A 26687-nucleotide genomic window follows, 5' to 3' on the forward strand; every position below is an offset into this window, starting at 1 on the left:
GCTTAGGTCCGTGCCCGATTCCCGCCCTCTCCGCACCCGCGTCTCCGCCCTCCTCCTCCTGCCGTTGGTCATCGCCCTGGTGGGCTGTGGACCCGGGCAACCACCCGCCACGCAAGGCACCCCCGCTCGCCCGAACGTGCTCTGGATCGTGTGTGAGGACCTGAGTCCCCTGCTGGCGGCCTTCGGCGACTCTACCATCCGGTCCCCTAACCTGAGCCGGCTGGCGGCCCGCGGATTGCGGTTCCCGAACACCTTCGCGGTGGCCGGGGTGTGCGCGCCAAGCCGCTTTGCCATCGCCACCGGGGTGTACCCGATCAGCGCCGGCGGCCACCACATGCGGACGCAGTACAACGTGGACCGACTGCGTGCCCTGGGCCTGCCCGGCGAGTACGGTGCCCTACCGGATCCGGAGGTGAAGATGATGTCGCAGCTGCTGCGCGAGCGGGGCTACTACTGCACCAACAATGCGAAGACCGACTACCAGTTCGAGGCGCCCAAGACCGCCTGGGACGAACAGGGACCGCAGGCGCACTGGCGGCACCGCCCCCCGGGGCAGCCCTTCTTCAGCATCTTCAACCTGGAGATCACCCACGAAAGCCAGGTCTGGTCGACGGGGCGGGACAAGCTGCGCTTCCGGGAGGGTTTCGAAACGGATACCTTCCCCATCGGCGATTACCGCGGCAACTTCCCGGACGGCGACCGGCCGGCGATCGAGCTGCCAGAAGACCTGGACGTGCCCCTGCCCCCCTACCTCGCCGATACCGAACCGACGCGGCAGGACGTCCGGCGGGTGTACGACAACATCCGCATCATGGACGAGCAGGTAGGCTTCCTGCTCGACCAGCTGGACGCCGACGGGCTGACCGACAGCACCATCGTGTACTTTTACAGCGACCACGGCGGGCCCCTGCCCCGGCAGAAACGGCTGCTCTACGACTCGGGCATCCGGGTGCCGATGATCGTGGCCTGGCCCGACGACCGACGCGCGGGCGAGATTGACAGCACGCTCTTTAGCTTCATCGATCTGGCCCCGACGGTGATGAGCCAGGTCGGAATCGACCCGCCCGACTGGCTGCAAGGGCAGGCCAACCTGGGGGACTACGCGGCGGCCCCGCGCGACTACGTCTTCGCCGCCTCCGACCGCCTGGACGAGGAATACGACCGCATCCGCGCGGCCCGCGACCGGCGCTTTAAATACCTGCGCAACTACTACCCCGAACGGCCCTACTACCTGCCCCTCGCCTACCGCGAGCAGATGGCCGCCATGCAGGAGTTGCTGAGGCTGCGCGACGCCGGGCAGCTCACCGACGTGCAGGCCCAGTGGTTCCGGGACCGCAAGCCGGTCGAGGAGCTCTTCGACACCCGCAACGACCCCTACGAACTCGAAAACCTGGCCGGCCGGCCGGAGTACAGCGACCAACTGGCTACCTTCCGCACCGCTACCGACGCCTGGCTGGCCCGCGTGGGCGACCTGGGGGCTATCCCGGAACTGGAAATGGTGCAGCAGTTCTGGAACGGCCAAAATGAAATGCCCGTCACCGGACGCCCCCAGCTGCGCCGCGACAGCATCGGCCGCTTCATCCTCGAAAGTAAGACCCCCGGCGCCCAGATCGCCTACCGCATCCTGCCGCAAGACAGCCACAAGCCGGGCTGGCGCGTCTACACCGAGCCCATCAATTTTGACCTGGACAGCGGCGACACCCTCCGGGCCGTGGCTCAACGGATCGGCTACCGAGAGAGCGGGGTTAGTGAGGGGTGGTAGGGTAGTACGGTGGTTCCGTAGTACTATAGGCCCGTGTTGCTGACGCGCCCGCCTACAGGCTACCTGCTACAGTACTAGTCGACTACTGTACTCGAAGCGACCGCAGGGAGCAAGACTACAAGACTACAGTACTACCCGACTAAAAGCGACCGTAGGGAGCAAGACTACAAGACTACCGTACTACAAAATCACTTCCCAGTCCAGTTCCGGCAGCAGGTACCGCTGGGCCAGGTCTTGAATTTCGGTGGCGGTGATGGTGCGGATGGTTTCGTCCAGGCGGTGCAGGTGGGCTGCGGCATCGTATTCCTTGATGATGGCCGAGCGGTAGCGGCTGCTGACGGCGAGCGGGCCGTCGAGGTCCATGATCAGTCCGCCGAGCAGGTAGGCGCGGACCATGTCGAGCTCGGAGGGGGGCACGAGCTCCTGGCGGAGTTTCTCCATTTCGGTGTTGATCTCGGCGCGGACGGCCTCCAGGTTTTCGTTGGCCACGTCGGCGGCGATGCCGAAGGTGCCGTCGAAGCGGTAGGTGTCCAGGTCGGAATCGATGCCGTAGGTGAAGCCCTTTTCCTCGCGGATATTGCGCATCAGCCGGCTGCCGTAGTAGCCGCCCAGGATGGTTTCCAGCACGCACAGGGCCGGATAGTCCGCATCGGTCACGCGGATGCCCCGGCGGCCCCGGCGGATCAGGGTCTGCTGCGCGCGGGGGCGGTGTACGCGGATCAACTCGGGCGAGGTGATCGGCTCGGGGTAGTCAGGGCTGGCTACCGGTGCACCCGCAGGCAGCTGTCCGAAGGTCGCTTCCAGTAGGCATTCCACCCGGTCGCTGAGCTGTCCGACCACCCGCAGCGTGGCGTTGCCCGCTCCGTAGTAGCGCGCGTAGTGGTCGCGTACGGCGGCTACGGTGAGCGCGTCGTAATCTTCCTTCGTACCCCCGTAGCCGTAGGGATGGTCCGCGCCGAAGGTAGCCTCCGACAGGTAGCGGTAGGCCAGGGTATCGGGGTCCTGCAGGTCTTCCCGCAGCTGCTGCCGGCTGCGCTTGCGGTAACGCTTGAGCTCGCGTTCGCTGAAGGCGGGCTCCGCGATCACCTCCGTCATCACGGGCAGCAGGCGGTCGGCGTGGCGCACGATGGTCGCCAGCGACAGGTTGGCGGTATCGTAGTCGTCGGGGGTCTCCAGGCTGGTACCGTACTGTTCGAAGAGGCTCTCCAGCGCGGCGGCCGGACGGTGGCGGGTGCCCTCCACGAGCAGGGCATTGGTGGTGCCGGCCAGGAAGCGCTGCGCCTCGTAGGGCCGCCCCGCGCGCCAGATCATTTCCAGGCTGAGGATCGGCGCCTGCTCCACGTGAATGGCCACGACGCGCAGGCCGTTACCCAGCGTCCATTCGCGGGCCGGGGGCAGGGGCGGTACCCGGGGCGGGTGGATGATGGGGGCGTTACGGTTCTTGATGGCGGCGGCGGTTTGGTGGGGTGAGTAAAGAACCGGCGAGGGCCGGCGCGGTTTAGGCCCCGCGGTAAGGTAGCATTACCGGCGCGGTCGCAGGTGCGGTGAAAGTTCCGGTACGCGACGTCTACGGGCTGCCGTCCCCCGACGCCGCAGCACCTGCGCCCGTCGAATAGGGCCTGCCGGTAACTGAAAGCACGGCCCGGCCCGGGCGTCGGAACCTATATTCACCGGACAATTCCCCGCACTATGCACCTGCGTTCCCGCCCCCTCGCCCTACTCTTCGTCTGCTGCTCCTGTATACTTTCCGCTCAGGGTACCCGGCTGCTCCGGCAGCCCGACCTGACCGACGACGGCATCGTATTCGTCTACGGCTCCGACATCTGGACCGCCGATACCGACGGCGGCAACGTGCGGCGCATCACCAGTACGCCCGCCGTGGAAACTAACCCGCGCTTCAGTCCCGACGGGCGGCACATCGCCTTCACCTCGGACCGTGACGGCAGCGAAGACGTCTACGTGGTAGACCGGGCAGGCGGCATCCCCACCCGGTTGACGTGGCACCCCGCGGACGATGCGGTACGGGGCTGGACGCCCGACGGAAGCCGCGTTCTGTTCGCCAGTACCCGGAAAACGGCCCCGGTCCCCTTCAACCGGCTGTGGACCATCGCGGCCGACGGCGGCCCGGCCGAGCAACTTACCGCCCAGTGGGGCTACGACGGCAGCTACTCGCCCGACGGCAGCCGGATCGCGCTGGACAAGATGACCCGCTGGGACAGCGAATGGCGCGCCTACCGCGGCGGCCAGAATACGCCGCTCATCCTGCTCGACCTCGCGACGGGAGAAGAGACGCTGCTGCCGAACGACAAGACGACAGACGTTCACCCCGTCTGGCTGGACGAGCGCGTCTACTTCCTGTCCGACCGCGATTACTCCATGGACGTCTACGCCTACGATCCGGCAACGAAGGCCGTAGAGCCGGTGACCCGCTTCGACGGCTCCGACGTCAAGTGGCTGGCCGGCCACGACGGCACCCTGATCCTGGAACGCGATGGCTACCTCCACCTGCTGGACACGCGCACGGGCGCGGTGACGCAACTCGCCATCGAAGTGATCGGCGATTTCCCCTGGGCGGAGCCCGAGTGGGAGGACGTCAGTAAGCGGGCTACCTCCGTTTCCCTCTCCCCCACCGGCAAGCGGGCCCTGATGGCCGCGCGGGGCGACGTCTTCACCGTGCCCACCGACAAGGGGGACTCGCGCAACCTCACCCACAGCTCGGGTGTCGCCGACCGGGCCCCGCTCTGGTCTCCAAAAGGTGACCGGATCGCCTGGTTCTCCGACGCCGGCGGGAGTGGTTACGCGCTGTACCTTATCGACCAGTCGGGGCGGGGGGATACCACCGTCGTGTCCATCGGCGAGTCGAAAATGGCCTGGAACCCGGCCTGGTCGCCCGACGGGCGTTACATCGCCTTCGTGGACGACGACGTCCGCATCCGGGTGCTCGACCTCGACGGGAAGAATGTGCGCACCGTAGACACCGGCGGCAGCAACCTCGACCGCGAGCGCACCGAGCCCGTCTGGTCGCCCGATAGTCGCTACCTGGCCTACGTGAAGAGCGGGACCAACAACTTCCGCCGGATCTGGACCTGGGACCGCGAGGGGGGAGCCACCCAACCGCTGACCGATCCCTTCGCGGATTCCTTTTCCCCGGCCTGGGACCGCGACGGCCAACACCTCTACCTGCTGGCCAGCACCGATCTGGCCCTCGGCGCGGGTTGGGCCAACACGAGCTCCATGCAGGCCGAACCAAACTACAAGGCCTACGTGATCGTGCTGCCCGACGACCTGGAAAGCCCCTTCCTACCGCAGAGCGATGAGGAAGAAGTGGCCGAGGAGGAAGATGCGGACGCCGAAGAGAAAGAGGAAACCCAGGAGGAAGAAGATACCGACACGCAGGTGACCATCGACTTCACGGACATCAGCCGCCGCACCATCGCCCTGCCGGTGGACGGCGCCAACTACTACGCGACCGCCGCCGGGCCCGCCGGGACCCTGTTCCTGGCCGAAGAGAAGCCCGGATCGTCCGGGGGGCCCACCCTGAAGAAGTTTAGCCTGGAAAAACGGGAGGCCAAGGACTTCGCGGAGAACGTGACCAACTTCGCAGTGTCCGCCGACGGAAAGAAGATCCTCTTCCAGTCGGGCGGACAGTGGACCCTGGCGGATACCGGCGGCGACAGTGGAAAGGGCGGCGACGCCATCAAACCCGAACTGACGATGAAGCTCGACCGGCTGGCCGAATGGCAGCAGATCTTCAACGAGGCGTACCGCTACGAGCGCGATTACTTCTACGACCCGGAATTACACGGTCGCAACTGGGACGAGGTAAAGGCCCGCTACGCACCGCTGGTACCGTACGTGCGCCACCGCGCCGACCTGACCTACCTGCTCGATCAGCTGGGTGGGGAGCTTTCCGTAGGCCACAGCTTCGTCTTTGGTGGAGATATGCCCGAAACGGAAGACTCCCGCGTGGGTCTCCTGGGTGCCGACCTGGTGCCCAGTAACGGACGCTGGCGCATTGCCCGCATCTACACCAGCGAAAGCTGGAACCCGGGCCTTTCCAGCCCCCTCGACCGGCCGGGCCTCAAGGTTTCGGCGGGTACCTACCTGGTGGGCATAAACGGCCGCGAGCTCACCGACGCCGACAACCCCTACCGTTGGCTCGACGGCAGCCGGGGCAAGCAAACGGTCCTGCACCTCAACGACCGGCCCGACTTTGCCGGAAATCGCGAAGTCATCGTAGAGCCCATCGGCAGCGAGAACGCCCTGCGGCAGCGCGCCTGGGTGGAGGACAACCGCCGCACGGTAGACAGCCTCTCCGATGGCCGCCTGGCCTACGTCTGGGTACCCAATACCGGCGGCTCCGGCTTCGTCAACTTCAACCGCTACTACTTTGCCCAGCAGGACCGGGCGGGCGCCGTCATCGACGAACGCTTCAACGGCGGCGGACTGCTCGATGACTACATGGTCGACCTGATGACCCGCGACCTGCGCGCCGCCCTCACCAACGAGGTTCCCGACGCCGTGCCCTTCCGGCTGCCGGCGGGCATCCTCGGCCCAAAGGCCCTGCTCATCAACGAGCGGGCGGGCTCCGGCGGTGACTTCTTCCCCTGGGTATTCCGGCAACAGAATGCCGGCCCGCTGATCGGTGCCACTACCTGGGGCGGACTGGTCAAGTCGTCGGTACACTACGCCTTCGTGGACGGCGGTGCCATGACCGCACCGGACAACGCGGTCTTCGACCCGGCCAACGACGTCTTCATCGCCGAGAACGCCGGCGTAGCCCCCGATATCGCGGTGCGGCAGGATGCCAAGTCCCTCCGCGCGGGTCGCGACCCCCAATTGGAGCGCGCCGTGGAAGAGGTCCTGCGGATGCTGGCCGAGGAGGAGCCGGTAGAGATTAGGAATCCGGCTTATCCTACTCCGGCTGTGGGTGGGCGCCGGTAGGCCCGGGTGGAGGGTCTCCGACCCGATGGAATTGCGAGCGCAGCGAGCGGTTACGTAAAGAGCAGTCGGGCGGGACGCCCTCAGCCCAAACCCAGCCCGATACAAATATGATCCCAGCAAGCGGCACACTGCGGAGCGATCGGCCGGGACGCCCTCAACCCGAACCCGGCTTGGTACAAACGCGAGCCCAGTAAGCGGCATACTGGTGAGCGATCGGGCGGGACGCCCTCAACCCGAACCCGGCTTGATACAAACGCGATCCCAGCAAGCGCACACTGGGGAGTGATCGGGCGGGACGCTCTCTACCCGAAGCCGGCTTGGTACAAACGCGATCCCAGCAAGCGGCACACTGCGGAGCGATCGGGCGGGACGCCCTCAACCCGAACCCGGCTTGGTACAAACGCGATCCCAGCAAGCGCACACTGGGGAGTGATCGGGCGGGACGCCCTCAACCCGAACCCGGCTTGGTACAAACGCGATCCCAGCAAGCCGCATACCGCGGAGCGATCGGGCGGGACGCCCTCAACCCGAAGCCGGCTTGGTACAAACGCGATCCCAGCAAGCGGCACACTGCGGAGCGATCGGGCGGGACGCCCTCAACCCGAACCCGGCCCGATGGCAATGCGAGCGCAGCAAGTGGCTACGTAAAGAGCAGTCGGGCGAGACGCCCTCAACCCGAACCCGGCCCGATGGCAATGCGAGCGCAGCAAGTGGCTACGTAAAGAGCAGTCGGGCGGGACGCCCTCTACCCGAAGGCGCGGTCCGAGCGTGCCTGCGTGGCTCGCACTGATGGAGGCCGCGGCCGCCGAGCGCAGCGAGAGCCCTGCGGGCAAACGCAACAACTCACTGACCCAACAACCCCCTAGTTACTAAGCATAACCGGCATCACCAGCATCATAATATCTTGCCCGCTCTCCTGATCGGTGGGCAGCAAGATACCGGCGCGCGTGGCGGTGGACATTTCCAGGCGGACCTCTTCGCCCTCGAGGACGCCGAGCATTTCGACGAGAAATTTGGCGTTGAAGCCGATGGTGAGGGGAGAGCCGTCGTAGGAGCAGCTGAGCTGCTCGGTGGCTTCGTTGCTGAAATCGAGGTCCTGGGCGCTGACGGTGAGGCTGCCGTCGGCGATGTTGAGGATGACCTGGTTGGTGGTCTTGTTGGCGTAGATGACGATCCGCTTCAGGCTGTTCTGGAAGTCGGCGCGGTTGACCAGCAGGACGTTGGGGTTATCGACGGGGATGACCGCATTGTAGTCGGGGTAGCGGGCGTCGATAAGGCGGCAGGCCAGCTTGGTGTCGCCGTACTCGAAGAAGGCGTTGGACTTGTCGAAGGTGACCGTTACGGCGATGTCGGACTGCGGCAGGGCACCCTTAAGCAGGTTGAGGGCCTTTTTGGGGATAATGAAACTGCTGGTCACTTCACCGCTGAGGTCATTGAGGCTGAACTTGACGAGCTTGTGCGCGTCGGTGGCGACCATGGTAAGCTTGGAGAAGTCGACTTGAAAGAACACCCCCGTCATGGCGGGTCGCAGTTCGTCGGTGGAGGTAGCGAAGAGCGTCTTGTTGATACCGTCGAGCAGGCTCATGGCGGTCACGCTGACCTCGTCGGCCTCGCTGGCTTCGGGGATGTTGGGATAGTCGCCCCCGGGCTCCCCGGCCAGCTTATACTTGCCGTAGGCGGAAGTGATCGAGATGCCGTAGTTGTCCTCGTTGACGTCGAAGGTGATCGGCTGCTGGGGCAGGGCCTTCAGCGTATCGATCAGGATCTTGGCGGGTACGGCCACTTCGCCGTCGCCTTCGGCGTTGACTTCGAGGCTGGTGACTACGCTGGTCTCCAGATCGGTGGCCGCGATTCTGAGGGTACTGCCCTCGATGGTGAACAGGAAATCTTCCAGAATCGGCAGTACCGGATTGGAGGCAATGGCCCCTCCGGCCAACTGAAGTTTTTTCTGCAGATCAGAACTGGAAACGGAAAATTTCATCGGTGGTAAGCTTTTGGCAAACTTACGTAATCTGTTCCCATAGTTAGCTCCCCCATGCACCTCCCGGTCGCCACCGCAGTCCGACCACGCCCCAGATGCCGTAGCTGGTGGCCGAGAGCAGGAGGGAATTCTCCTGGTCGGGCTTACCCACGTACCGTTCGGACCCGTGATCGGTAGCGTTGTTGAGGCGGAGGTAAGCACTGATATTCTTAAACAATTCGTAATCGGCGGCGAGGTCGAGGCTGATCACCGAATTTATCCAGATGGGCTGTCCGTTCTGCAGCAGGTCAAGGGTAGAACTGCGGTAGTTGCCGGCAATGACCAGGTTGAGGCGTTGGCGGGGGTTGCTGTAAACCAGGCTAAGGTTGGCCGAACGCCGGGGGGCCTGGGCCAGCGTGGCGTCCTCGGTGTCCTGCCCGACGAGCTTATAGGAATTGAAATTTAGGTTACCGTTCAGGTCCAGCCAGCGAAGTATGGGATTTAGGATGCCCAGGCTCTGATAGAAGCCGAGTTCCACGCCAAACAGGCGGGCGTCGGCGGTATTCATGAGGCTGTACCCGAGGGTGGGCTGCTCGTCGAGAAGGGCAAACTCGGCGGTGCGTACGGTGGGATTCTCGAGCAGCTTGGCGTATACCCCGATACTGAGCAAGGCGTCGTTGCGGCCGTACCGCTCGAAGGTGAGGTCGAAGTTGCGGCTATAGGTAGGGTCCACGTCGGGATTACCGATGGAGAAGACATCGAGCCGGGGCTGCCGGCGTTCGGCGAGGTCCCGGGTAGGCACCACGGTTGAGTAGGGTACGCGGGCGATGGCCTCGTAGTAGGCAAAGCGCAGCTGCCGGTCGCGGCGTATGCGGTAGGTTACGTTGAGGCTGGGAAACAGGTCGTTGTAGCTGGTGGAGTCCGCTTCCCCCGACCGTTGCAGGGTGTAGTCCAGGTCGGTATACTCGTAGCGGAGACCGGCGGAGGTGCTCAGTTTGGAGTTCCAGTTGTTGGTATACATCAGGTAGGCCGCGGCGATCTTTTCCCCGGCGGTGTAGTTGGGGCCCGCATCGAGCTCGGGGCGCTCCACGAGCAGCGGCTCCTCGGTCAGGTCGGCAAACCCGCCGGGATCGATGGGTTCCCCGTAGTCGCCGCTGCGCTCGCCGTAAAACTCCCGGTAAGTACGCTCCTTGATGCGGTAGCGGCCGCCGGCGCGGAGGAAGGACGTGCGGCTGTTGTCGATGTAGCGGGTCAGGTTGAATCCGCCGATCGCGATGTCCTCGTCGAGGTCGAGTAGCTGCTGCTGCGTAGACTGCCGCGGCAGCCCCCGGTCGGGGTAGCGGGTGTCGTCGGGCGTCAGGTTGAGGTACTCGTCCTCGGTAAACGGTTCGGGTGTCCCGAAGACCACGCTGTTGAAGGCGCGCTGCCGGTCGACCAGCTTTTCGCTCGTGCTGGCAAAGCTCAACGCGTACGTGAGTTGGGTCTTATCGAAGTTATTTTCTACTTCCAGGGCCACCATGTTAAGGCGGCGTTCCTCTCTCCACTGGCTGGCGATGCGGTTCTCGCGGCTGCTGCCGGCAGACCAGAAGTTTACCTCGCGGGTGGCGATCTCCTCATTTATGGCACTGTAGTTGTAACTCAGGCGAAGCCGGTTATAGATGCTGGGTCGCAGCTCCACCGCCCCGACCATACCGGTCTTGGTGGTGAGGCGGTCGGTGTCGATGGGTCGGACGCGGCTGATGGTACGCCCGGTGACGCCGTCCGCGCCGTAGTCGTAGCGCTGCATGCGGTTGCCGCGCGCGTGACGGAAGAAACTGCCGGCGGCCAGTCCGTACACCTGCTCGTCGCTCAGTTCGGAGTTGAAGACCGCCGCCGCCTGCTGAATGCCGGATCCCCGGGGGTTCCACCGGTCGAATCCGAAGTTGGAGCCCCCGCCGGCCTGGATCAGTATTTCCGCCTGCCGCTCCGGCTGCCGGATGCGAAAATCGACGGTGCCGCCGATGGCATCAGCGTCCATGTCGGCGCTGCGGGACTTGATCACCCGTACCTGCTCCACGAGGTTACTCTGGATGATATCGAGACTGCCGGCCCGGTCGGCCTCGGGCTGTACGGCGGGCAACCGTTGTCCGTTGAGGGAGATGGCGGTATACTGTTCCGGCAGGCCGCGCACCTGTACGAGTTCGCCCTCCCCGCGGTTGCGGGTGATGGTCACCCCGGGCATGCGCTGCACGGTTTCGGCCAGGGTAATGTCCGGGTACTTATTGAAGAGCTCGGCGTGGATGACGGTCTGCTGGGCAATGGCGGACTGCTGCAACCGCAGTGCCTGGGCCTGCCCGGACGCCCGGCGGCCGTAGACGATGACCTCTCCCATCTCGACGAAGGACTCTTCCATCCGGATGTCGAGCTCGATCTCCCGGTCCGTCACGGAGACCCGTAGGACGGTATCGAAGTTCTCGTAGCCGATATAGGAAGTGAGCACGCGAATGCGGCCCGGGGGGACCGACAGCCGGTAGTGACCGCTACCGTCGGTGACCGCCCCGATCACGGAGCCGATGACCTGTACCGAGCAGCCTATGAGGGTGTCGCCATCGGTGCCGGTTACCGTACCGAATACTTCCGCCTCCTGGGCGAAAAGGGAAGTCGAGCACAGTATGGCAACCAGGGCCAGGGTCAGGGAGAAGTGACGCATATGCAGTATAGCGACCCGGAGGATTCTTTTGTTTACGAGCGGATTTATAATTTGGCAGCCCAAGCCCCACCTATGTCCGCCCCCACAAAAATAGTTTTTCTCGACGCCACCTCGCTCGACGACCTTACCGCCTTCGACCGGTTTAGCTCCCTGGGCGACTTTACGTCCTACGACGGCACCGAGCCGGACGAGGTAGTCGAACGCGCCGCCGGTGCCCAGGTGATCATCACCAACAAGGTCAAAATCACCGGCGAAATGATCGGGGCGCTACCGGAGTTGAAACTCATCTGCGTAGCCGCCACCGGCGTCAATAACGTAGCTACCGACGCCGCCGATGCCCGCGGCATTCCGGTCCGTAACGTCGAAGGCTACAGCACCGACTCGGTGGCTCAGCTGACCCTGACGGCCTACTTCACGGTCTCCATGGACCTGCTGCACCTGAATAACGCCGTCTACAACGGCGACTACACCCAGGCGAAGGCCTTCACGATGTGGCGCCACCCCTACTACGAGCTGGCCGAAAAGCGCTTCGGCGTGATCGGCCTCGGTGCCATCGGTACGCGGGTCGCCAGCCTGGCCGCGGCCTACGGAGCGGAAGTGGTCTATCACAGCATCAGCGGGAGTGACCACGACGTCTCGTACGAACGGCTGGAGCTCGAGGAGCTACTCACCTCCTGCGACGTGATCACCCTACACTGCGCCCTGTCCGACGAGACCCGCGACCTGCTCGGCGCGGCCGAGCTGGAGCGGATGAAGGACTCCGCCTACCTGATCAATATGGCCCGTGGTGGTATCGTCAACGAAGCGGCCCTCGCCGAGGCCATCGACGCCGGTACGATCGCCGGAGCCGCGGTGGACACCTTTTCCACCGAGCCGCTGCCCGCCGACCATCCCTACCTGAAGGTGAAGAAGCGGGAGCACCTGCTGCTCACGCCCCACGTGGCCTGGGCCAGCGTGGAGGCGCGCACCCGCCTGATCGACGGGCTCATCGACAACATTGACCGGGGTTGGAAAAACGGGACGGAATAGCGCGTGAAACGGAGTAGTTTGAAGGCTGTCCTCGCGTATTGCTGGCTGATGCTGGGCTTCTGGTCCGGCACGCCGGCGGTGCTCGCCCAGACGGAAGCCACCGACCGCCTGATCGAGGACGTGGTGGCCCAGCAGGCCGAGGAGGGCGGGGCCTTCACCTATAACGCCGCCTTCAGCCTGCTGGACGCCTACCGCAACCGGCCCCTGAACCTCAACCGGGCCACGGCCGAAGAACTGGGTGCCCTCTACCTGCTGTCGCCCCCGCAGATCGACCGCCTGATCGACCACCGCGACCGGGTCGGCGGCTTCCTCAGCATCTATGAACTGCAGGCCGTGGAGGGGCTGGACCTGGAAACGATCCGGCAGCTTCTTCCCTACGTGACCATGGAAAAGGGGCTGGACGACGTGAGTGTACCCTTACGCACCCTGTTTTCCGCAGGTACGCGGGAAGCCTACCTGCGCGGCACCACCCGACTGGAAACGGCCCGCGGCTACCGGGCCCCCGACCCCGCCTACGCGGGCGATCCCCTGCGCCTGTACGCCAAATACCGCCAGCGCTACGGCGACCAGCTCAGCCTGGGCGTAGTAATGGAAAAGGATCCCGGGGAGGCCCTCTTCGCCGATGGTCGGCCCGTGGATTACTACAGCGCTCATCTCTTTCTGCGCCGCCTTAACCGAAGAGTACGGGCCGTAGCGCTGGGCGACTTTACGGTGAGTTTCGGACAGGGACTGATCCTCTATACGGGCTTCGGCTTCGGCAAGAGCAGCTACAGCACCAGCGTAGCGCGGCGCTCCTCTACCCTGCAGCCCTACGCCAGCGTCAACGAATTTAACTTCATGCGGGGGGCCGGCGTGACCCTGGCCCTGGGAGACAAGCTGGAGGCCACCGTATTCGCCAGTCGCCGCCGCCGGACGGCCAACCCGACCCGCGACTCCCTGGGCGTGACCAGCCTCAGCCTCAGCGGTTACCACCGCACCGCGGGCGAGCGCGCCGACCGGAACGCCCTGACCCAGTCGAGCTACGGCGGCAGCCTGCGCTACCGCCCGCTACGCCGCCTGGAAGTGGCCGTGAACGTGCTGGGGGAGCACCTCAGCCGGCCGTTGCAGCCCACGCCCCGGCCCTACAACCGGTACTACTTCCGCGGGGCGGAGCTGCTCAACGCGAGCGTCGACTACCGGTACCGGCTGCGCAACTTTTCGTTCTTCGGCGAGGTCGCGGGCAGTCCCGGCCAGCAATCCGGCAGGGCCATGCTGCACGGGGTGAATATTGGGCTCGATCCGCGTGCCGACGTGGCCCTGGTATACCGGAAGTACGACCGCGATTACCGCGCCCTCAGCGCCCGCCCCTTCGGTGAGACCAGCGGGGGACGCAACGAGGAAGGCATCTACGTGGGAGTGGACCTGCGCCCCGCCGCCCGCTGGCGGATCAACGCCTATTACGACCTGTGGCGGCACGACTGGCTGCGCTATCTCGTCGACGCTCCCAGCAGCGGTCGCGAAGCCCGCTTGCGGGTGGGGTACACCATCAAACGCAAGCTGGACAGCTACGCAGAGCTACGCCACGAAAACAAGGGGCGGGGGCTGGCGGGCGAGCGCACCGATCCGGTGGTGCCCCGCACCCGGACCCAGCTGCGCCTGCACGCCGGCTACCACCTTACGCCGGCGCTGGAGTGGCGTAGCCGGCTGGACCTGGGCCGCACCGCGGACCGCAACGACGGGGTGCAAGCGGGCGTCATGCTCTTTCAGGACCTGCACTACCGCCCGACCGGCCCGTTCAGCTTTTCCGCACGTCTGGCCGGCTACCGTACCGACGGCTACGACGTACGCTTCTACGAATACGAAAACGGGCTGACCTACAACGCCTTCGTGCTTCCCTACTACGGGGAGGGTATGCGCGGATACCTGCTCCTGCGCTACAAGGGACTGCGCGGTCTGACCGTCGAAGCCCGGATCGCCCGGAGTCAGCGTTTCGACGGGGGCACCTTCGGGAGCGGCCAGGAGGCTACGGGCCTGAGCCACCGCACGGAAGGGGGAACCCAGCTGATCTACCGCTGGTGACCACCCCCGCACCTGCGGCCCCGCCCCAGTAGCTACCTTGCGCACCATGTACGACCGCACCACCTTGGAATCCTTCTACGCGAAGGAGGCCGCCCAGCCCGATAAGCCCTTTCTGCACCAGCCCTTCGGTGAACGCTGGGAAACCTACTCCTGGGGGGAGACCGGACAGATGGCCCGCCGGATCGCGGCCTACCTGCGGGACCAAAATCTGGCACCGGGCAGCCACATCGGACTGGTGTCCAAGAACTGCCGGGAGTGGATCATCGCCGACCTGGCGATCATGATGGCGGGCCACGTGAGCGTACCCTTCTTCGCCACCCTGACCGGCGAGCAGATTGCCGAGGTGCTCGAACTGGGCGACGTAAAGCTGCTCTTTGCGGGCAAGACCGAGGTATGGGACGGCATGAAATCCGGTGTGCCGGACGACCTGCCCGTGATCCGCTTCCCTCACTACGCCGACAACTCACGGGTGGAACGCGGCACCGCCTGGGAGGAGATCCTGGAGCGGTACGAACCGATGTCCGGAACGCCCGTGATGCCCCGTGACGGCCTGTGGACACTCATTTTCACCTCCGGCACCACGGGTACCCCCAAGGGCGTGATGCTCACGATCGAAAACCAGATCGCGCTGATGCGGGAGCTCTACGACCGCAACCCGCTGGAGAACGACTACCAGGGCAATAACCGCTACTTCTCCTTCCTGCCGCTCAACCACGTGGCCGAGCGCGGTACCGTCGAGACGATGTGCCTGACCCACGGCGGTGAGATCTTCTTCACGGAGAGTATCGAGCGCTTCGCGGCCAACCTGCAGCACGCGCGGCCGACCTTCTTCTTCGCCGTGCCGCGCATCTGGACGAAGCTGCAGCAGGGCGTGCTGAAGAAATTGCCGCAGGAAAAGCTTGACACACTACTGAAGATCCCGGTAGTGAGCTGGTTCATCAAGCGCAAGATTCGCAAGGGACTGGGCCTGGATCAGTCGCGCTGCAACGTTAGCGGGGCGGCCCCCATCGCCCAGGGGACCAAGGCCTGGTTTGCCCGCATGGGCATTCCGATCTCCGAGGCCTATGGCATGACCGAAAACGGAGCGGTGAGCCACATGATCTTCGCCGACCAGGACCGCCCCGGCTCCGTGGGCCAGCCCCTGCCCGGTACCGAGTGCCGCATCGATCCGGAAAGCCAGGAGGTGTTGACCCGCTCCCCGAACACCATGCCCGGCTACTACAAAGAGCCGGAGAAAACCGCCGAAACCATCGACGCCGACGGCTGGCTGCACACCGGCGACCAGGGGCGGATCGACGACGGCTTCCTCTACCTTACCGGTCGGGTGAAGGACACCTTCAAGACGGCGAAGGCCAAGTTCATCGTCCCGAACGAGATCGAGGAGAAATTCGCCGGCAACCCCGACGTGGACCAGCTCTGCATCCTCGGACTCGGCATGCCGCAGCCGCTGCTGGTGGTCTCGCTCTCGGAGACGGGCCTGGAAAACGACCGCGAGACGGTTCGCGCCCGCCTGCAGCAGCAACTGGACGCCGTGAACGACAAACTACCGAGCTACAAGAAGGTCGCCACCATCGTCGTAGCCGAGGAGCCCTTCAGCGTCGAGAACGACCGCCTCACTCCCACCCTGAAGGTGAAGCGCCCGCAGGTACACACCTTCTACCGCGACCGCATGGAGGGTTGGATCATGGGCACGGAGCGGGTAATCTTCGAGTAGTGGCCTACGTTTTGGCAATGTTCGCAGGGTAGTAGCGATACGGCTCCCCTCCGTAGGCTTTGTCCGTAAAGATCGCCGGATCGATCCCGTCGCGGTCCTCCGGTTCCGAGGTGATCTCCACCAGATTACCCGAAGGATCGCGTACGTACATCTGCAGCGACCGGTCCGGTAACTCGCGGATACGGCCCCAGGGCTCGGAGTCCAGTACGCCCAGGGCTTTCATCCGGTGGAATACGGCGCTGAAGTCCGCTACCCGCAAACAAAAATGGCTCCGGAAAGCCGGCGCGTCTGACGGCAGTTGTGCCAGGTGCAGTTCCTGCCCCTCGTTGATCACCAGGAACGCACCCGGGTAGTCGAGCCCTTCCACCTTCCGCTCGCTGAATCCGAATTCACGGACGTAGAAGTCCCGGGCGGCGGCCAGGTCGCTTACGATGAGGTTGACGTGTTGGATGCGTGGAAGGGCCATTGATGGATTGATGGATAGGTGGCGTGCGCGGCAGCCCGCAATACTCCTGCAACGCAAGTATGCCACCGGGAGGTTCTCACGCAAGACTCATCTCAAGGCTTAAAAAAGCGAGTATGGATGCGGGCAGTCCCGCGGGCCAATTGTAAATGGTACATAGTAAATCGTATATTCAGCACGCAGTACATCGTACTAAGCTGCACTGTCAGGGGCAGCCGGGCCGCCCGAGCCCAGCGAGCAGAGCCGTGCGGTAGCCAGGGAGATATACAATTTACCAAGTACGAGCTACCATTTACAATGGCCCGCGTCCTTCAACCCGCACCGGTATGCAGTAACAGCTACGGTCGTGCCGTACGAGCGAAGCAAGCATACATGCGGGCAAGTCCTGCGGGGCAGTCCCGCGGGCAAATGGTAAATGGTACATGGTAAATTGTAAATTACAACTGCCTAATCACTTCCCGCCCCAACTGATACAAATGCACCTCATCCGGCCCATCGGCCAAACGGATGCTGCGGGCGTAGACGTAGAAGTCCGCAAGCGGCAGATCGCTGGATACTCCGAGGCCGCCGTGCAGCTGGATGGCGCGGTCGATGATCCCGCAGGCCATGCGCGGGCACACGATCTTGATCATGGACACCAGGTCTTTGGCTCCCTTGATGCCGAGCCGGTCGATGTGGTCGGCGGCGGAAAGGGTCAGCAGCCGCGCCTGCTCGATCTCGCAGCGGCTCAGGGCGACCTCCTGCCGTACGCTGCTGAACTTGGCGAGCTCCCGTCCGAAGACGGTGCGCTCCCCCACCCGCTTCACCATCAGCTCCAAAGACCGCTGGGCAGTACCGATCAGCCGCATGCAGTGGTGGACGCGGCCCGGGCCCAGTCGGCCCTGCGCGATCTCGAAGCCCCTACCCTCGCCAAGCAGCAGGTTGGCGGCGGGCACGCGAACGTCGGTGAACCGGATCTCGGCGTGGCCGTGGGGACTGTCGTAGGTACCGAAGGCCGTGAGCGGCCGCACCACCTCCACCCCGGGGGCGTCGGCGGGCACCAGGATCATGCTCTGCTGCCGGTGGCGGGGCGCTTCCGGGTCGGTCTTACCCATCACCACATAGAGGCGGCAGTCGGGGTGCATGGCGCCGGTGCTCCACCACTTGTGGCCGTTGATGACGTAGTCGTCGCCTTCGCGGACGATGCGGGTCTCGATGTTGGTAGCGTCGGAACTGGCCACGGCGGGCTCCGTCATGAGAAAGGACGAGCGGATCCCCCCGTCGAGAAGCGGGAAGAGCCACTCCTGCTGCTGGGCGGGCGTGCCGTACTTCGCCAGGACTTCCATATTGCCCGTGTCCGGAGCGCTGCAGTTGAAGATCTCGCTGGCCCACAGCACACGTCCCATGATCTCGGCAAGCGGCGCGTACTCGAGGTTGGTAAGGCCGGGACTGAGGTCGCCGTAGTCTTCGGGCAGGAAAAGGTTCCAGAGGCCGGCGGCGCGCGCCTTTTCCTTAAGCCCCCCCATGGCGGGGTACACTTCCCACGCGTGCTCGGCGGTCCAGCGGCGGTAGTCGTCCTCCAGCGGGTACACGTGCTCGGCCATGAAGGCCGAGAGGTGGCGGATGTTGTCGCGGGTCGTTTCGCTGTATTCGAAGTGCATGGTCGGAGGTTGGGCGGGGACGCAGGTGCAAGGTACTAGCTGCGCAGCAGTGGTCCCGGGCCGGGGTTGCCCCGTCCTTATCCGGAAAATCCACCACGGACTACCTTCGCCTCCATGCGCGCACGCTTATACCTCTCTCTGTTGCTGTTCGGCGCCTGTGGCGACGAGCCGTCTCCGCCTCCCCCGAACGTTAGCCTGGTAAGCCAGGAAGAAATGATCGCCCGGGCGCTCCGGTTCGACTATCCCGATCCGGACCGGATCACTTTCCTGAATGACCGTGGCGATACCATTTCGTTCGATTCCCTCCAGCGGATCGTCAACGCCGAAGGCTTGTTCCTGGACTACTACGCCGGTGACGACAGCTCCATCGTTCAGGCCGTCGTTCGTGCCTCCACGCCGGCCGATCGGGAATTTCAGGAGCGCTACCTACGCGCCGTCAATGATGGGCCCCCACTGCAGCGGGTGGAGGTGGACTGCGCCGACAAGGTGGCATTCCTGCAGGAGGTGTTCGACCGCGACCAGGCTTCCCGCCGTGCGGGCAAAGTGGATTTCCGGACTGATCACGAAAACCTGGAGCGCATCACCAGTTTCCTCGACAAATGCGGAGTGCCCGTCAGGACGGAGATCAATGAGGAGCAACTCGCCGGCATCTGGGCGGTTCTTCAGCACGGAAACCTGGCTACCCGCGAACAATACCTGCCGATACTCGTCACGGCGGCGGAACGCGGCGACCTGCCCTGGGGCACCATCGCGATGATGCGCGACCGCAATCTCGTGGAGCGGGGGGAACCCCAACTGTACGGCACCCAACTGGGCGTCAGCCCGGCGGGCGAAAACTTCCTGCACCCCGTCGCATCGCCCGAGGCGGTGGATCAGCGCCGCGCGGAAATGGGAATGGGGCCGCTACAGGAATATCTGGACCGGTGGGGGATCGTTTTTGACCCGCTCTCCGGGGGAGCTTCTGATTGAAGACGGTGGGGCCACCGGGCTCGGGTATGGTTCTTATTCTGGCCGGGCAGGTTTCGCTACCGGAGGCAGCATTGAACCGGAGTGGCCGGTGATCAGAAATTACTGCGCAGGCTGACGGAGAACGCCCGGTTCTTGTTCACTATGTCGAAACCGCCATCGTAATTATTGGTCAGCCCGTGGTAGTACAGCCCCTCGATGCCGAAGCGCCCGACGCGAATCGTCCCGCCCAGCGATGCACCTAATTCTAACCCTTTGAAGGTACCGAGGTCCCGGGTTTCATCGACCCCGTCGCCCGTGTATTTGACGTTGGCCGATCCACCCCAGCCTGCCAACAGGTTAACGTCGAGCGCCAAAAAATTTACCGGGGCGAGCCGGGCGCCGTAGTGGGTAAGCACGTAGGTCAGGTTGCGGTGAGCGACCGCGGCGGCGCCATCGAGGTCCGTTTCGTACTTGCTGCCGAACTGCTGCACCGTTACTCCCCCTTTCCACCGTAACCAGGAATCCGAGGCCAGTACGTATTCGTACCCCAGTCGCCACCCCAGGTCGGCTTCCGTTGCGTAGTAGCTTTCCCAGTGGTAGGACAGTCCGGCGAAGATCAGGCCGTATCCGTCGTCATTCGTGTCCTCCTCCGCGTCCGCGGTTTGCGCGGCTAGGGGGAGGGTTAGGGTCGTGAGGATAATTAGTAAGCTATATACGTAAGCGGCACGCATGACGATCGGGTTTTACGGGGAGGGAATCAGGGTCGGGCCTTTGCCCTTAGTCCAGCGTAAGCGGCAGGTTATTGAATACCCCGTCGGTGAGGGTGATCAGCTCACCATTCGTATCGTAGACATTGGCGGAAAAGGTGCCGGAGACGTATCCGTCCTCGCTCTCCTGGTAAGCATCCAGATTTATTTCCACACTGCCGGGATAGCTGGTATTCGTGCTTCGGTAGGCATATGCGGAACCCAAGGCTCCGCTGGCGTAAAAGGCACTGACGCAGGGGGACAGGGCCGTATTCGAGCAACGGCCGCTGGTGGCGTACTGACGCGTGGTGAGCTCTCCTCCCGACTCCGGGGTGATGGCCAGCAGAATGGCGTAGGAATCGGAATTGTCGTCTACATATGTCGCCTCGATCTGCAGGAACCGGTCGCTTTCGTAGTACACGGCGGTAGGCGCGACGGCCTCCAGATCGAGTGTCCCGTCGACGGTGACGCGCAGGAAGGTTTCCCCGCGGTCATCGTTATCGTCGCCACAGGCCAGCAGCAGCAGGGGAAATAGGCAATACAGCAGGTGGTATCGGTAGAAAGGATGGTACTTCATGAAAGCCTATTTTTTGGCGCTGACAATAGCCGGGGCGAAGGTTTGAATGGGCTCGAAGGTTCCGCGTTCCTTAAAGAGGTTGACGGCCTGGTAGCCGGCGTTCTTTCCCAGATCGACGACCGCCTGCTGGCGGCTTTTCTCCGGAGACTCCCAGGCGGGCTCCGGACTCAGGCGTTTACGGTCCCGCTTCTTCAGGGCATCCTTGTTTCCGGTGTAGGTATACCAGTACTGGGTGGTGGTATGGCTGCCGCTCGTGGTCGTACTGAGTATTTCCTGACCGGTGGTTCCGTCCACGACTACTGTCTTACCCTGACTGGTAGCGCGGATGGATTTGCTGTGGGAGATGAACTTGGCCCGTAACACCTGATCGTCGACCTCGGTAGTCCGCTCCTTGACGTCCGGCTCATCTACTTTCCGTTCACTACTGACATCATCCACGATGATGTGGACGGCCAGGTTGCCATCGGTAGTCACCGGCGTGAAATAGGGGGTTTCGGCTAGGCCGGGGCCGATCGTGGCATCGTACCCGCTACGCACCAGCGACGCTACTCCCTTGCCACCTCCTGAGGTGCTGGTTACTCCTTTAAGGTATACGCGACCCGACGCGGAAGGCAGGGAGGCAGTACGCAGCTCGGCCAGGCCCGGATGCGACCGGTCAAAGAACAGCCCCCGGTCACAGGCCAGCACAACCTGCAGATGGCTGCGCCGGCTCCCGTCCACCGGAAGACTGCGGGCGTACCGGTAATAAAGTTCGGCCACCTGCCGGTGAGCGGCCTGCAGCGAGTCGGCGGCTTCAGCAATCCTGGGGGAGTAGTCAATCAGTTCCGCCAGGTGGCGATCCACGACCGGAGAATGGCGGTCGGCGGGAAGGTTCTCAAAGGCCAAACGGATGTCCTCGAACTTCCGGTATTCACAGCCCAGGTGCGCACGGTGGACCAACGTCGATTCCCCGACCACCACGCGGCCCATGTCCAGTAGCCGCTGTAGGCGATCCGATTCCTGGATAGCGTAGGGGAAGAGAGCCTCCAGTTCTTCCGTGGCCTTGTTGATTTGCTTCTTTCGCTTTTCGGTGGCGAGCCGGTACAGGGCATACACGGCTGCATCCTGGTAATCACCCGCCTTAGCGGCCCGCCCCGCGTTGCGCTGGTAGTAGCCGTTCTTTTTGTCGGTGTCCGGCCGCTGGCACGGGTTGCCCGCGTCGTATTGTGCGGACAACGGGACAACCGCGGCGATGATCAGAAGGAGGAAGAAATGACGGAATAGGTGCGGACCCCGCATAGCGGTTCCGTAGCAGTTGATGCGTTTCATAGTGTTCAGTACTTGAAGTAATCCCAAACCCGGTATGCACGATATCTCGCCCTTACCGGTACCTGACAAACTTACCTATTCACGATTGCAGTTCAATGCGACAGAATTTCTGTTTTGACAGCGTGCTCATAAGGTTACTTATTAGCCTATAGCGCATTAAAAGAAGGTACACACCCCATAAAATCGACTCATATCTAGCTGAAAGTGAAGCATTGCGCGCCCATTTTCTATCCATTTCGAAATTTATCAAAGATTAGCTGCGACAGCATATTTATTCAAGCTCCGGTTCGGCATTTTGAATACAATAAATTCTATTGCGATATATCACCCCCGCATATCCAGTACCCATTGACCATAGCATACCGCCCGCCCCACCGTATATAACCCCAATGTCAGTCAAATGCAGTGTATTGAATTCAGATACCGGGACAAAATCATTTGGAGTAAGCAGGCGCTATTACTCCGGGACTGGCTGGACCTTATCCTGCCCGATAGGCTGGAAGCCTTCCGGCGCTACTTGGCTTCACCCTACCTCGTCAACCAGGCAAGTGGCCAAGCCGACCTGCTGGCGACAATCGTCGGGCACCGGAGACGGTCGGATGTGGCAGTGCTTGACGTGGCCGTGCTCCTGCGACACTCATTTGGCCGGGAAGATTTCAGACGCGACCGCCAGAAGCTGCTGAACGGTATCAAAGACCTTCTGGAGCACCTGGCCGCTTTTCACGCCCACGAATGGTTGCGGACCCAACCCGTCGAGCGCTGCCGGCAGCGCGTGGAATCACTACGGCACGCCGTGCAGGGGCGGCTGCGGGCGCGGGCCATCGGGGAATACGAGTCGGCCGCGGCACGCATTTCCGGAGGCAAACACGGCGCCTTTCACCGCTGGGCCGCCGCCGATGCCGCATATCACCACACCCTGGCGCTGCCGGCGCAGCCCGAGCTGGTACGGCTTTCGGCCAGCGCCAGCCGTCGGAAAGCGATGCTCGGCAATATCGCGACCGCGACCTACCGCTGCGAAGGCATCACCCGGCCTCCGGTCCGCAGAAAAGCTGAACCGATGACCCAGGCACCAAACACGGCGGAGGAACTCGACGCCCGACTGCTGCGACTGCACCAGATGATGCAGTCGCTCCGGCAGTCGAAGACCCACGACCCCATTACCTACCGTCGCCTCGTGCGCTCGTTCGTACGCCTCGCCCCCCGACTGGAACGTGACCAACGCGCACTGCTGTACCTGTCTCTACGGGATCATATGCTGCGCCGCTACCGGGACGGTACGCCGCTACCGGCAGCGGAAGTAGCGGCCTGGCCGGTCAGGTTACTCCGGCGGGACGCTTACGCCGAATATCGCCCCCTGCCACCGGGCTTCGTTACCGACGAGTTGCACCTCATGCTCACCGGTGGATTAGCAGCGGAGTCGGTGCCCGTCCGTAAGGCCCTCATCCGGCACCTGCACCCCGATCACCGGGAGCAGACTCGCCGGCTGGCGGTGATTGCGGAGTACTTCCACCTCGGTAAGCTGGAGCGGGCGCTGGACGAAATCATCTCCTTCACCCAGCTTGGCCTGCGGCTCACCGCCCAGGATGATCTCCGGCTGAAGTCGTACAGGCTCCGCATCGGACTGGAATTATTTAGACAAGACCGGCAGAACCAGCACCGCAAACAGGCCAGGGCCGCACTCCGAACCCTCGAGAAACACGTGGAGCGAAAGGCCGGAAAAGAACGACGCGCAACCTCCCCGTCACTCAAACACTTCCTGCGCATCTCACGCCTCCTACTTACCCACATCGACCCCTATTCCCGCCGGCCGCGCCCCCTGGAGGAGATTCGCCGGCTCGTGCAGCAACCGCGGAAACTGTACGCCCGTCAGTGGCTGCAGGACTTCCTGGCTCGTATAGAGGAACGCGGCGCACCTTCGGATCGGTAGTACGGCGTGATGCGGGTAGTACTTCCGGTATACTCGACCGCTTCCCCTATCGCCCTTGGCCCAGTTTCTGCACCCCCAGCGCGGCAAAGGCACGCGCCGCGTCGCCGAATTTGCCCATCCGCTCGTCCTGGGTGCCCCCGTCAACGTACCGCCGGTACAGCTGCTGCGCGATCACGGCCGTTTTGAGGCAGGCAAAGGCCTCGTACCAGGGCATGCGCCCCAGATCGTAGCCGGTGTATTCCGCGTAGCGCGCTTTGAGGTAGGCCTTGTCGGGCCAGTAGCCGCGCAGCAGGGGGATCGGCATGGCCCCGGCGTCGATGGTGGGTTCCGGCCAGAAGCTGAGGGTCCCGGCCAGGTCGACCAGCGGGTCACCCAGGGTGGCCATGTCCCAGTCAAATACCGAGGTGACCCGGTCCGGATTTTCCGGCTGGAACTGGCAATTATCGAACTTGAGGTCGCCGTGTACGATCGATACGGCCTGCGGCTCCGGGATATCGCGCGGAAGTTCCCGGACGAGCATGTCCATATCGGCGTTCGCTTCGGTCCTGGACAATTCCCAGCGCTTGGTCCAACCACGCAGTTGGCGTGCGGCGAAGCCCGTGGGTTTGCCCAGATCGGCCAACCCCACCGCGTCTACGTCTACTCGGTGCAGGTCGGCCGTCGCCCGCATCAGGGCGTCGGTCAGGCGGTATTGCACATCGGATGTTCCTTGGAAGACCTCGGGCAGCGCGTAGCGGACCACCGTCCCGTACCGTCGTTCCATGACCACGAAGTCGGCACCGATCACCTGCGGGTCGGTACACAGCAGGAGGGCGCGGGGCGCGGGTGCGAAGGCTTCCGGCAGGCGCGAAAGAACTTGGTATTCCCGACGCATGTCGTGGGCGCCGGGCGCGATCGTACCGAAGGGCGGGCGGCGCAGTACAAAGGCGCGGTGACCGAAAGTAAGTTCGTAGGTCAGGTTGGCGTGACCACCGCGGAATTGCGTGACGGAGAGCGCACCTTCCGCCCCCGGTAGGTTTTGGCGCAGGTAGGGTTCGAGTGATTCGAGGGGCAGTTCTTCTCCGGGGCGGGTGTCCATTTTGGAAAGGTCGGAAAAGCCCGCGGTTTTCGCCGTGGGCCCCCGCGCCCCTATTCCGCGCCGTAGCGGTCGGATACCCATTCCGCCCCCGCCTGCCGCACCGCCCGTCGCAGGTCCACCAGGTAGCCGCGGGTAAAGCGACGGGTAGACAGGCCCGGATTCAGTACCGGGTCCAGGCCGGTAGCGAACAGGGCCCGTCCTGCTCCATGGCTATCCGCCATTGTGTAGGAGAACTCTAGCGGCGCCTCGCCGGGTATGATTCCCTCCACCTCGCTCGTAGTGTAGGCAACCAGCAACACCAGCACCGCGCCGCGGTCCGTAAAGACGAATCTTGCGGGCAGCTGCTCGAAACGGACGGTCACCCCACCGTCCGGCCGGTCGCGAATGCCTAGGCTATCGGCCGCCGCGGTCGCCCCCTCGGCGAACCAGTCCGCCAACAGGGGGGCCGGCAGGGTACAGTCGAGGGTAGCGTTCCAGCCCCAGTACAGTACGGCGGGGATGAAGCGCGCGTGGATGACTTTCACGTCTAGCTCTGAGGAGAGGCTATCGGGCAGGGATAGGGATAGCCAACTTCCTTCCGCCCGGCCTACGGGAACGGACAGGGCCGCCACTTCTTCCTCTAGAATTCGGGTATACTTCTTATGCCCTACACAACCGAACAGCAAGAGTGGCAGGTACAGGCAGATAACAGCGATAGGGGGGTAAAAACGGTCCATGGGCGCACGAAGGTACTCCGTGCAGGTTACCGCGGACAAGGGGAACTTTAGCCGGTAACACGACCTTTTATGCGGTACCAAAAACAGTACATCATGCAGCCACCCGTCGAACTCTACGTATTCAATGCCTACTCCGTTGCCGCCCTTTGGAAGGTGGTAGACGACATCGTCATGGGCGGCCACTCCGAGGGTCACTTCGCGGTGACCGAAGAGCACCACGGGCGCTTTTACGGCGACGTATCTACGGACGGAGGTGGTTTCTCTTCCGTGCGGCACGCCCTGCGCGAGCCGGTGGATGCCACGGGGCGCAAGCAGCTGTTCCTCCGCGTCAAGGGCGACGGTAGCGAGTACCAGTTCCGGATACGTGAGGACGTCAATGCCGAATTCTCCTATACCTATCCCTTTACGACCAGCGGCGACTGGCAAATCATCGAAATCCCCTTGGAAGAGATGTACCCCGTGCGGCGGGGCGACCGCCTGGACCGCCCCAATTTCGCGGATGGGAGGATCGCCGAGATCGGCTTTCTGATCGCCAACGGCCGCGATCAGGCGTTTAGCTTACTCGTCGACCGGATCGAAATTTTGTAGCGCATTTATCTCGGGGAACGTGTATATTCGGCTATGCCCACCCGCCAGACCCTCCATTCATACCAGCCTTTCCCGCGCGCCTGCGTCCGGTTTTTGGTGGTGGGCTGCGTCGTATATTTTATCAGTTTATTCGTCGACGGTGCGTTTACCCTGTACGACCTTCTCCGGGCCTCCACCGTGTTCGGGGTATCCGGGGTGATCGTCTATCACTGGCAGCACCTGCTCACGACGGGTATCGGGCTTACGACCGAGCATGTCTATCATCACACCTTCCTGCCGGGTAGCCTGTGCCTGCGGCTCGACCGGCTGCGGCTGGTAACCGTCCAAGAAGAATACACCGCCTTTAGCGATAGCAAGACAATCCTCACCCTCTATACGCCCGACGGTCCGGTGCGGCTGCGGATTTCTCATTTAGTCGACCCGGAGAATTTTCTCGACGTACTCGGCGAGCGGCTGAGCGCCTACCCGGTGGAACTCAGGTTTCTCGAGGGCGACACCGTATCCACGCGCAGTCTGCGTGAGGGGATCTGATATGCCGGG

General features: G+C 63.5%; 19 protein-coding genes. 9 read left to right on the forward strand and 10 right to left on the reverse strand.

The window, feature by feature from the left end; genetic code table 11:
- Positions 1-10 precede the first annotated feature (10 nt).
- Complete coding sequence (locus tag DQG19_RS07965; RefSeq protein ID WP_198661686.1) at positions 11-1762, forward strand: sulfatase; 1752 nt, start codon at positions 11-13, stop codon at positions 1760-1762.
- 180 nt (positions 1763-1942) lie between these two features.
- Here DQG19_RS07965 and DQG19_RS07970 read toward each other — a convergent pair whose 3' ends face one another.
- Positions 1943-3115 (reverse strand): M16 family metallopeptidase, encoded by a 1173-nt coding sequence (locus DQG19_RS07970; RefSeq protein ID WP_116125731.1) that lies wholly within the window; start codon positions 3113-3115, stop codon positions 1943-1945.
- 336 nt (positions 3116-3451) lie between these two features.
- Between DQG19_RS07970 and DQG19_RS07975 the strand changes: the two genes are divergently transcribed.
- Positions 3452-6706 carry a S41 family peptidase gene (locus tag DQG19_RS07975; protein ID WP_116125732.1) on the forward strand — a complete coding sequence of 1085 codons (3255 nt, stop codon included), beginning with the start codon at positions 3452-3454 and terminating at the stop codon, positions 6704-6706.
- Positions 6707-7568: 862 nt separating this feature from the next.
- Here the strand turns inward: DQG19_RS07975 and dnaN are convergent.
- Positions 7569-8687: a DNA polymerase III subunit beta gene (dnaN, locus tag DQG19_RS07980; protein WP_116125733.1), complete on the reverse strand. Its 1119-nt coding sequence runs from the start codon at positions 8685-8687 to the stop codon at positions 7569-7571.
- Between the two features lie 43 nt (positions 8688-8730).
- Positions 8731-11355: a TonB-dependent receptor gene (locus tag DQG19_RS07985; protein ID WP_116125734.1), complete on the reverse strand. Its 2625-nt coding sequence runs from the start codon at positions 11353-11355 to the stop codon at positions 8731-8733.
- 72 nt (positions 11356-11427) lie between these two features.
- Here DQG19_RS07985 and DQG19_RS07990 point away from each other — a divergent pair, with 72 nt between their 5' ends.
- The 3 genes from DQG19_RS07990 to DQG19_RS08000 are packed head-to-tail and all read left to right on the forward strand — an operon-like array spanning position 11428 to position 16156.
- Positions 11428-12384 (forward strand): NAD(P)-dependent oxidoreductase, encoded by a 957-nt coding sequence (locus DQG19_RS07990; protein ID WP_116125735.1) that lies wholly within the window; start codon positions 11428-11430, stop codon positions 12382-12384.
- A gap of 18 nt (positions 12385-12402) precedes the next feature.
- Complete coding sequence (locus tag DQG19_RS07995) at positions 12403-14442, forward strand: ComEA family DNA-binding protein (protein WP_157974393.1); 2040 nt, start codon at positions 12403-12405, stop codon at positions 14440-14442.
- 46 nt (positions 14443-14488) lie between these two features.
- The gene (locus DQG19_RS08000) at positions 14489-16156 is read left to right on the forward strand and encodes an AMP-binding protein (RefSeq protein WP_116125737.1); all 1668 of its coding nucleotides are present in this window, start codon (positions 14489-14491) and stop codon (positions 16154-16156) included.
- Positions 16157-16160: 4 nt separating this feature from the next.
- Here DQG19_RS08000 and DQG19_RS08005 read toward each other — a convergent pair whose 3' ends face one another.
- Positions 16161-16622 carry a VOC family protein gene (locus tag DQG19_RS08005; RefSeq protein WP_116125738.1) on the reverse strand — a complete coding sequence of 154 codons (462 nt, stop codon included), beginning with the start codon at positions 16620-16622 and terminating at the stop codon, positions 16161-16163.
- A gap of 434 nt (positions 16623-17056) precedes the next feature.
- On the reverse strand, positions 17057-18259 hold the full coding sequence (locus DQG19_RS08010; protein WP_116125739.1) for an acyl-CoA dehydrogenase family protein: 1203 nt from the start codon (positions 18257-18259) through the stop codon (positions 17057-17059).
- Positions 18260-18373: 114 nt separating this feature from the next.
- Between DQG19_RS08010 and DQG19_RS08015 the strand changes: the two genes are divergently transcribed.
- Complete coding sequence (locus tag DQG19_RS08015; RefSeq protein WP_157974394.1) at positions 18374-19228, forward strand: DUF6624 domain-containing protein; 855 nt, start codon at positions 18374-18376, stop codon at positions 19226-19228.
- Between the two features lie 92 nt (positions 19229-19320).
- On the opposite strand, the gene DQG19_RS08020 is transcribed toward DQG19_RS08015, so the two are convergent.
- From DQG19_RS08020 to DQG19_RS08030, 3 genes are read right to left on the reverse strand one after another with little or no spacing between them, the layout of a single operon-like run.
- Positions 19321-19938: a hypothetical protein gene (locus DQG19_RS08020; protein WP_116125741.1), complete on the reverse strand. Its 618-nt coding sequence runs from the start codon at positions 19936-19938 to the stop codon at positions 19321-19323.
- A 46-nt stretch (positions 19939-19984) separates the two neighbouring features.
- Entirely contained in the window at positions 19985-20530 is a 546-nt protein-coding gene (locus tag DQG19_RS08025; protein WP_116125742.1) for a hypothetical protein, read from the reverse strand.
- 6 nt (positions 20531-20536) lie between these two features.
- Positions 20537-21838, reverse strand: coding sequence for a hypothetical protein (locus tag DQG19_RS08030; RefSeq protein ID WP_116125743.1), 1302 nt, complete (start codon positions 21836-21838; stop codon positions 20537-20539).
- Between the two features lie 400 nt (positions 21839-22238).
- Between DQG19_RS08030 and DQG19_RS08035 the strand changes: the two genes are divergently transcribed.
- On the forward strand, positions 22239-23765 hold the full coding sequence (locus DQG19_RS08035; RefSeq protein ID WP_116125744.1) for a hypothetical protein: 1527 nt from the start codon (positions 22239-22241) through the stop codon (positions 23763-23765).
- 46 nt (positions 23766-23811) lie between these two features.
- Here DQG19_RS08035 and DQG19_RS08040 read toward each other — a convergent pair whose 3' ends face one another.
- The gene (locus DQG19_RS08040) at positions 23812-24843 is read right to left on the reverse strand and encodes a phosphotransferase family protein (protein ID WP_116125745.1); all 1032 of its coding nucleotides are present in this window, start codon (positions 24841-24843) and stop codon (positions 23812-23814) included.
- Positions 24844-24893: 50 nt separating this feature from the next.
- Complete coding sequence (locus DQG19_RS08045) at positions 24894-25559, reverse strand: hypothetical protein (RefSeq protein WP_116125746.1); 666 nt, start codon at positions 25557-25559, stop codon at positions 24894-24896.
- Positions 25560-25628: 69 nt separating this feature from the next.
- Here DQG19_RS08045 and DQG19_RS08050 point away from each other — a divergent pair, with 69 nt between their 5' ends.
- Complete coding sequence (locus DQG19_RS08050; protein ID WP_116125747.1) at positions 25629-26147, forward strand: CIA30 family protein; 519 nt, start codon at positions 25629-25631, stop codon at positions 26145-26147.
- Between the two features lie 33 nt (positions 26148-26180).
- Complete coding sequence (locus DQG19_RS08055) at positions 26181-26678, forward strand: hypothetical protein (RefSeq protein WP_116125748.1); 498 nt, start codon at positions 26181-26183, stop codon at positions 26676-26678.
- Positions 26679-26687 lie beyond the last annotated feature (9 nt).

Source organism: Lewinella sp. IMCC34183 (assembly GCF_003390915.1).
Classification (GTDB): Bacteria; Bacteroidota; Bacteroidia; order Chitinophagales; family Saprospiraceae; genus Neolewinella.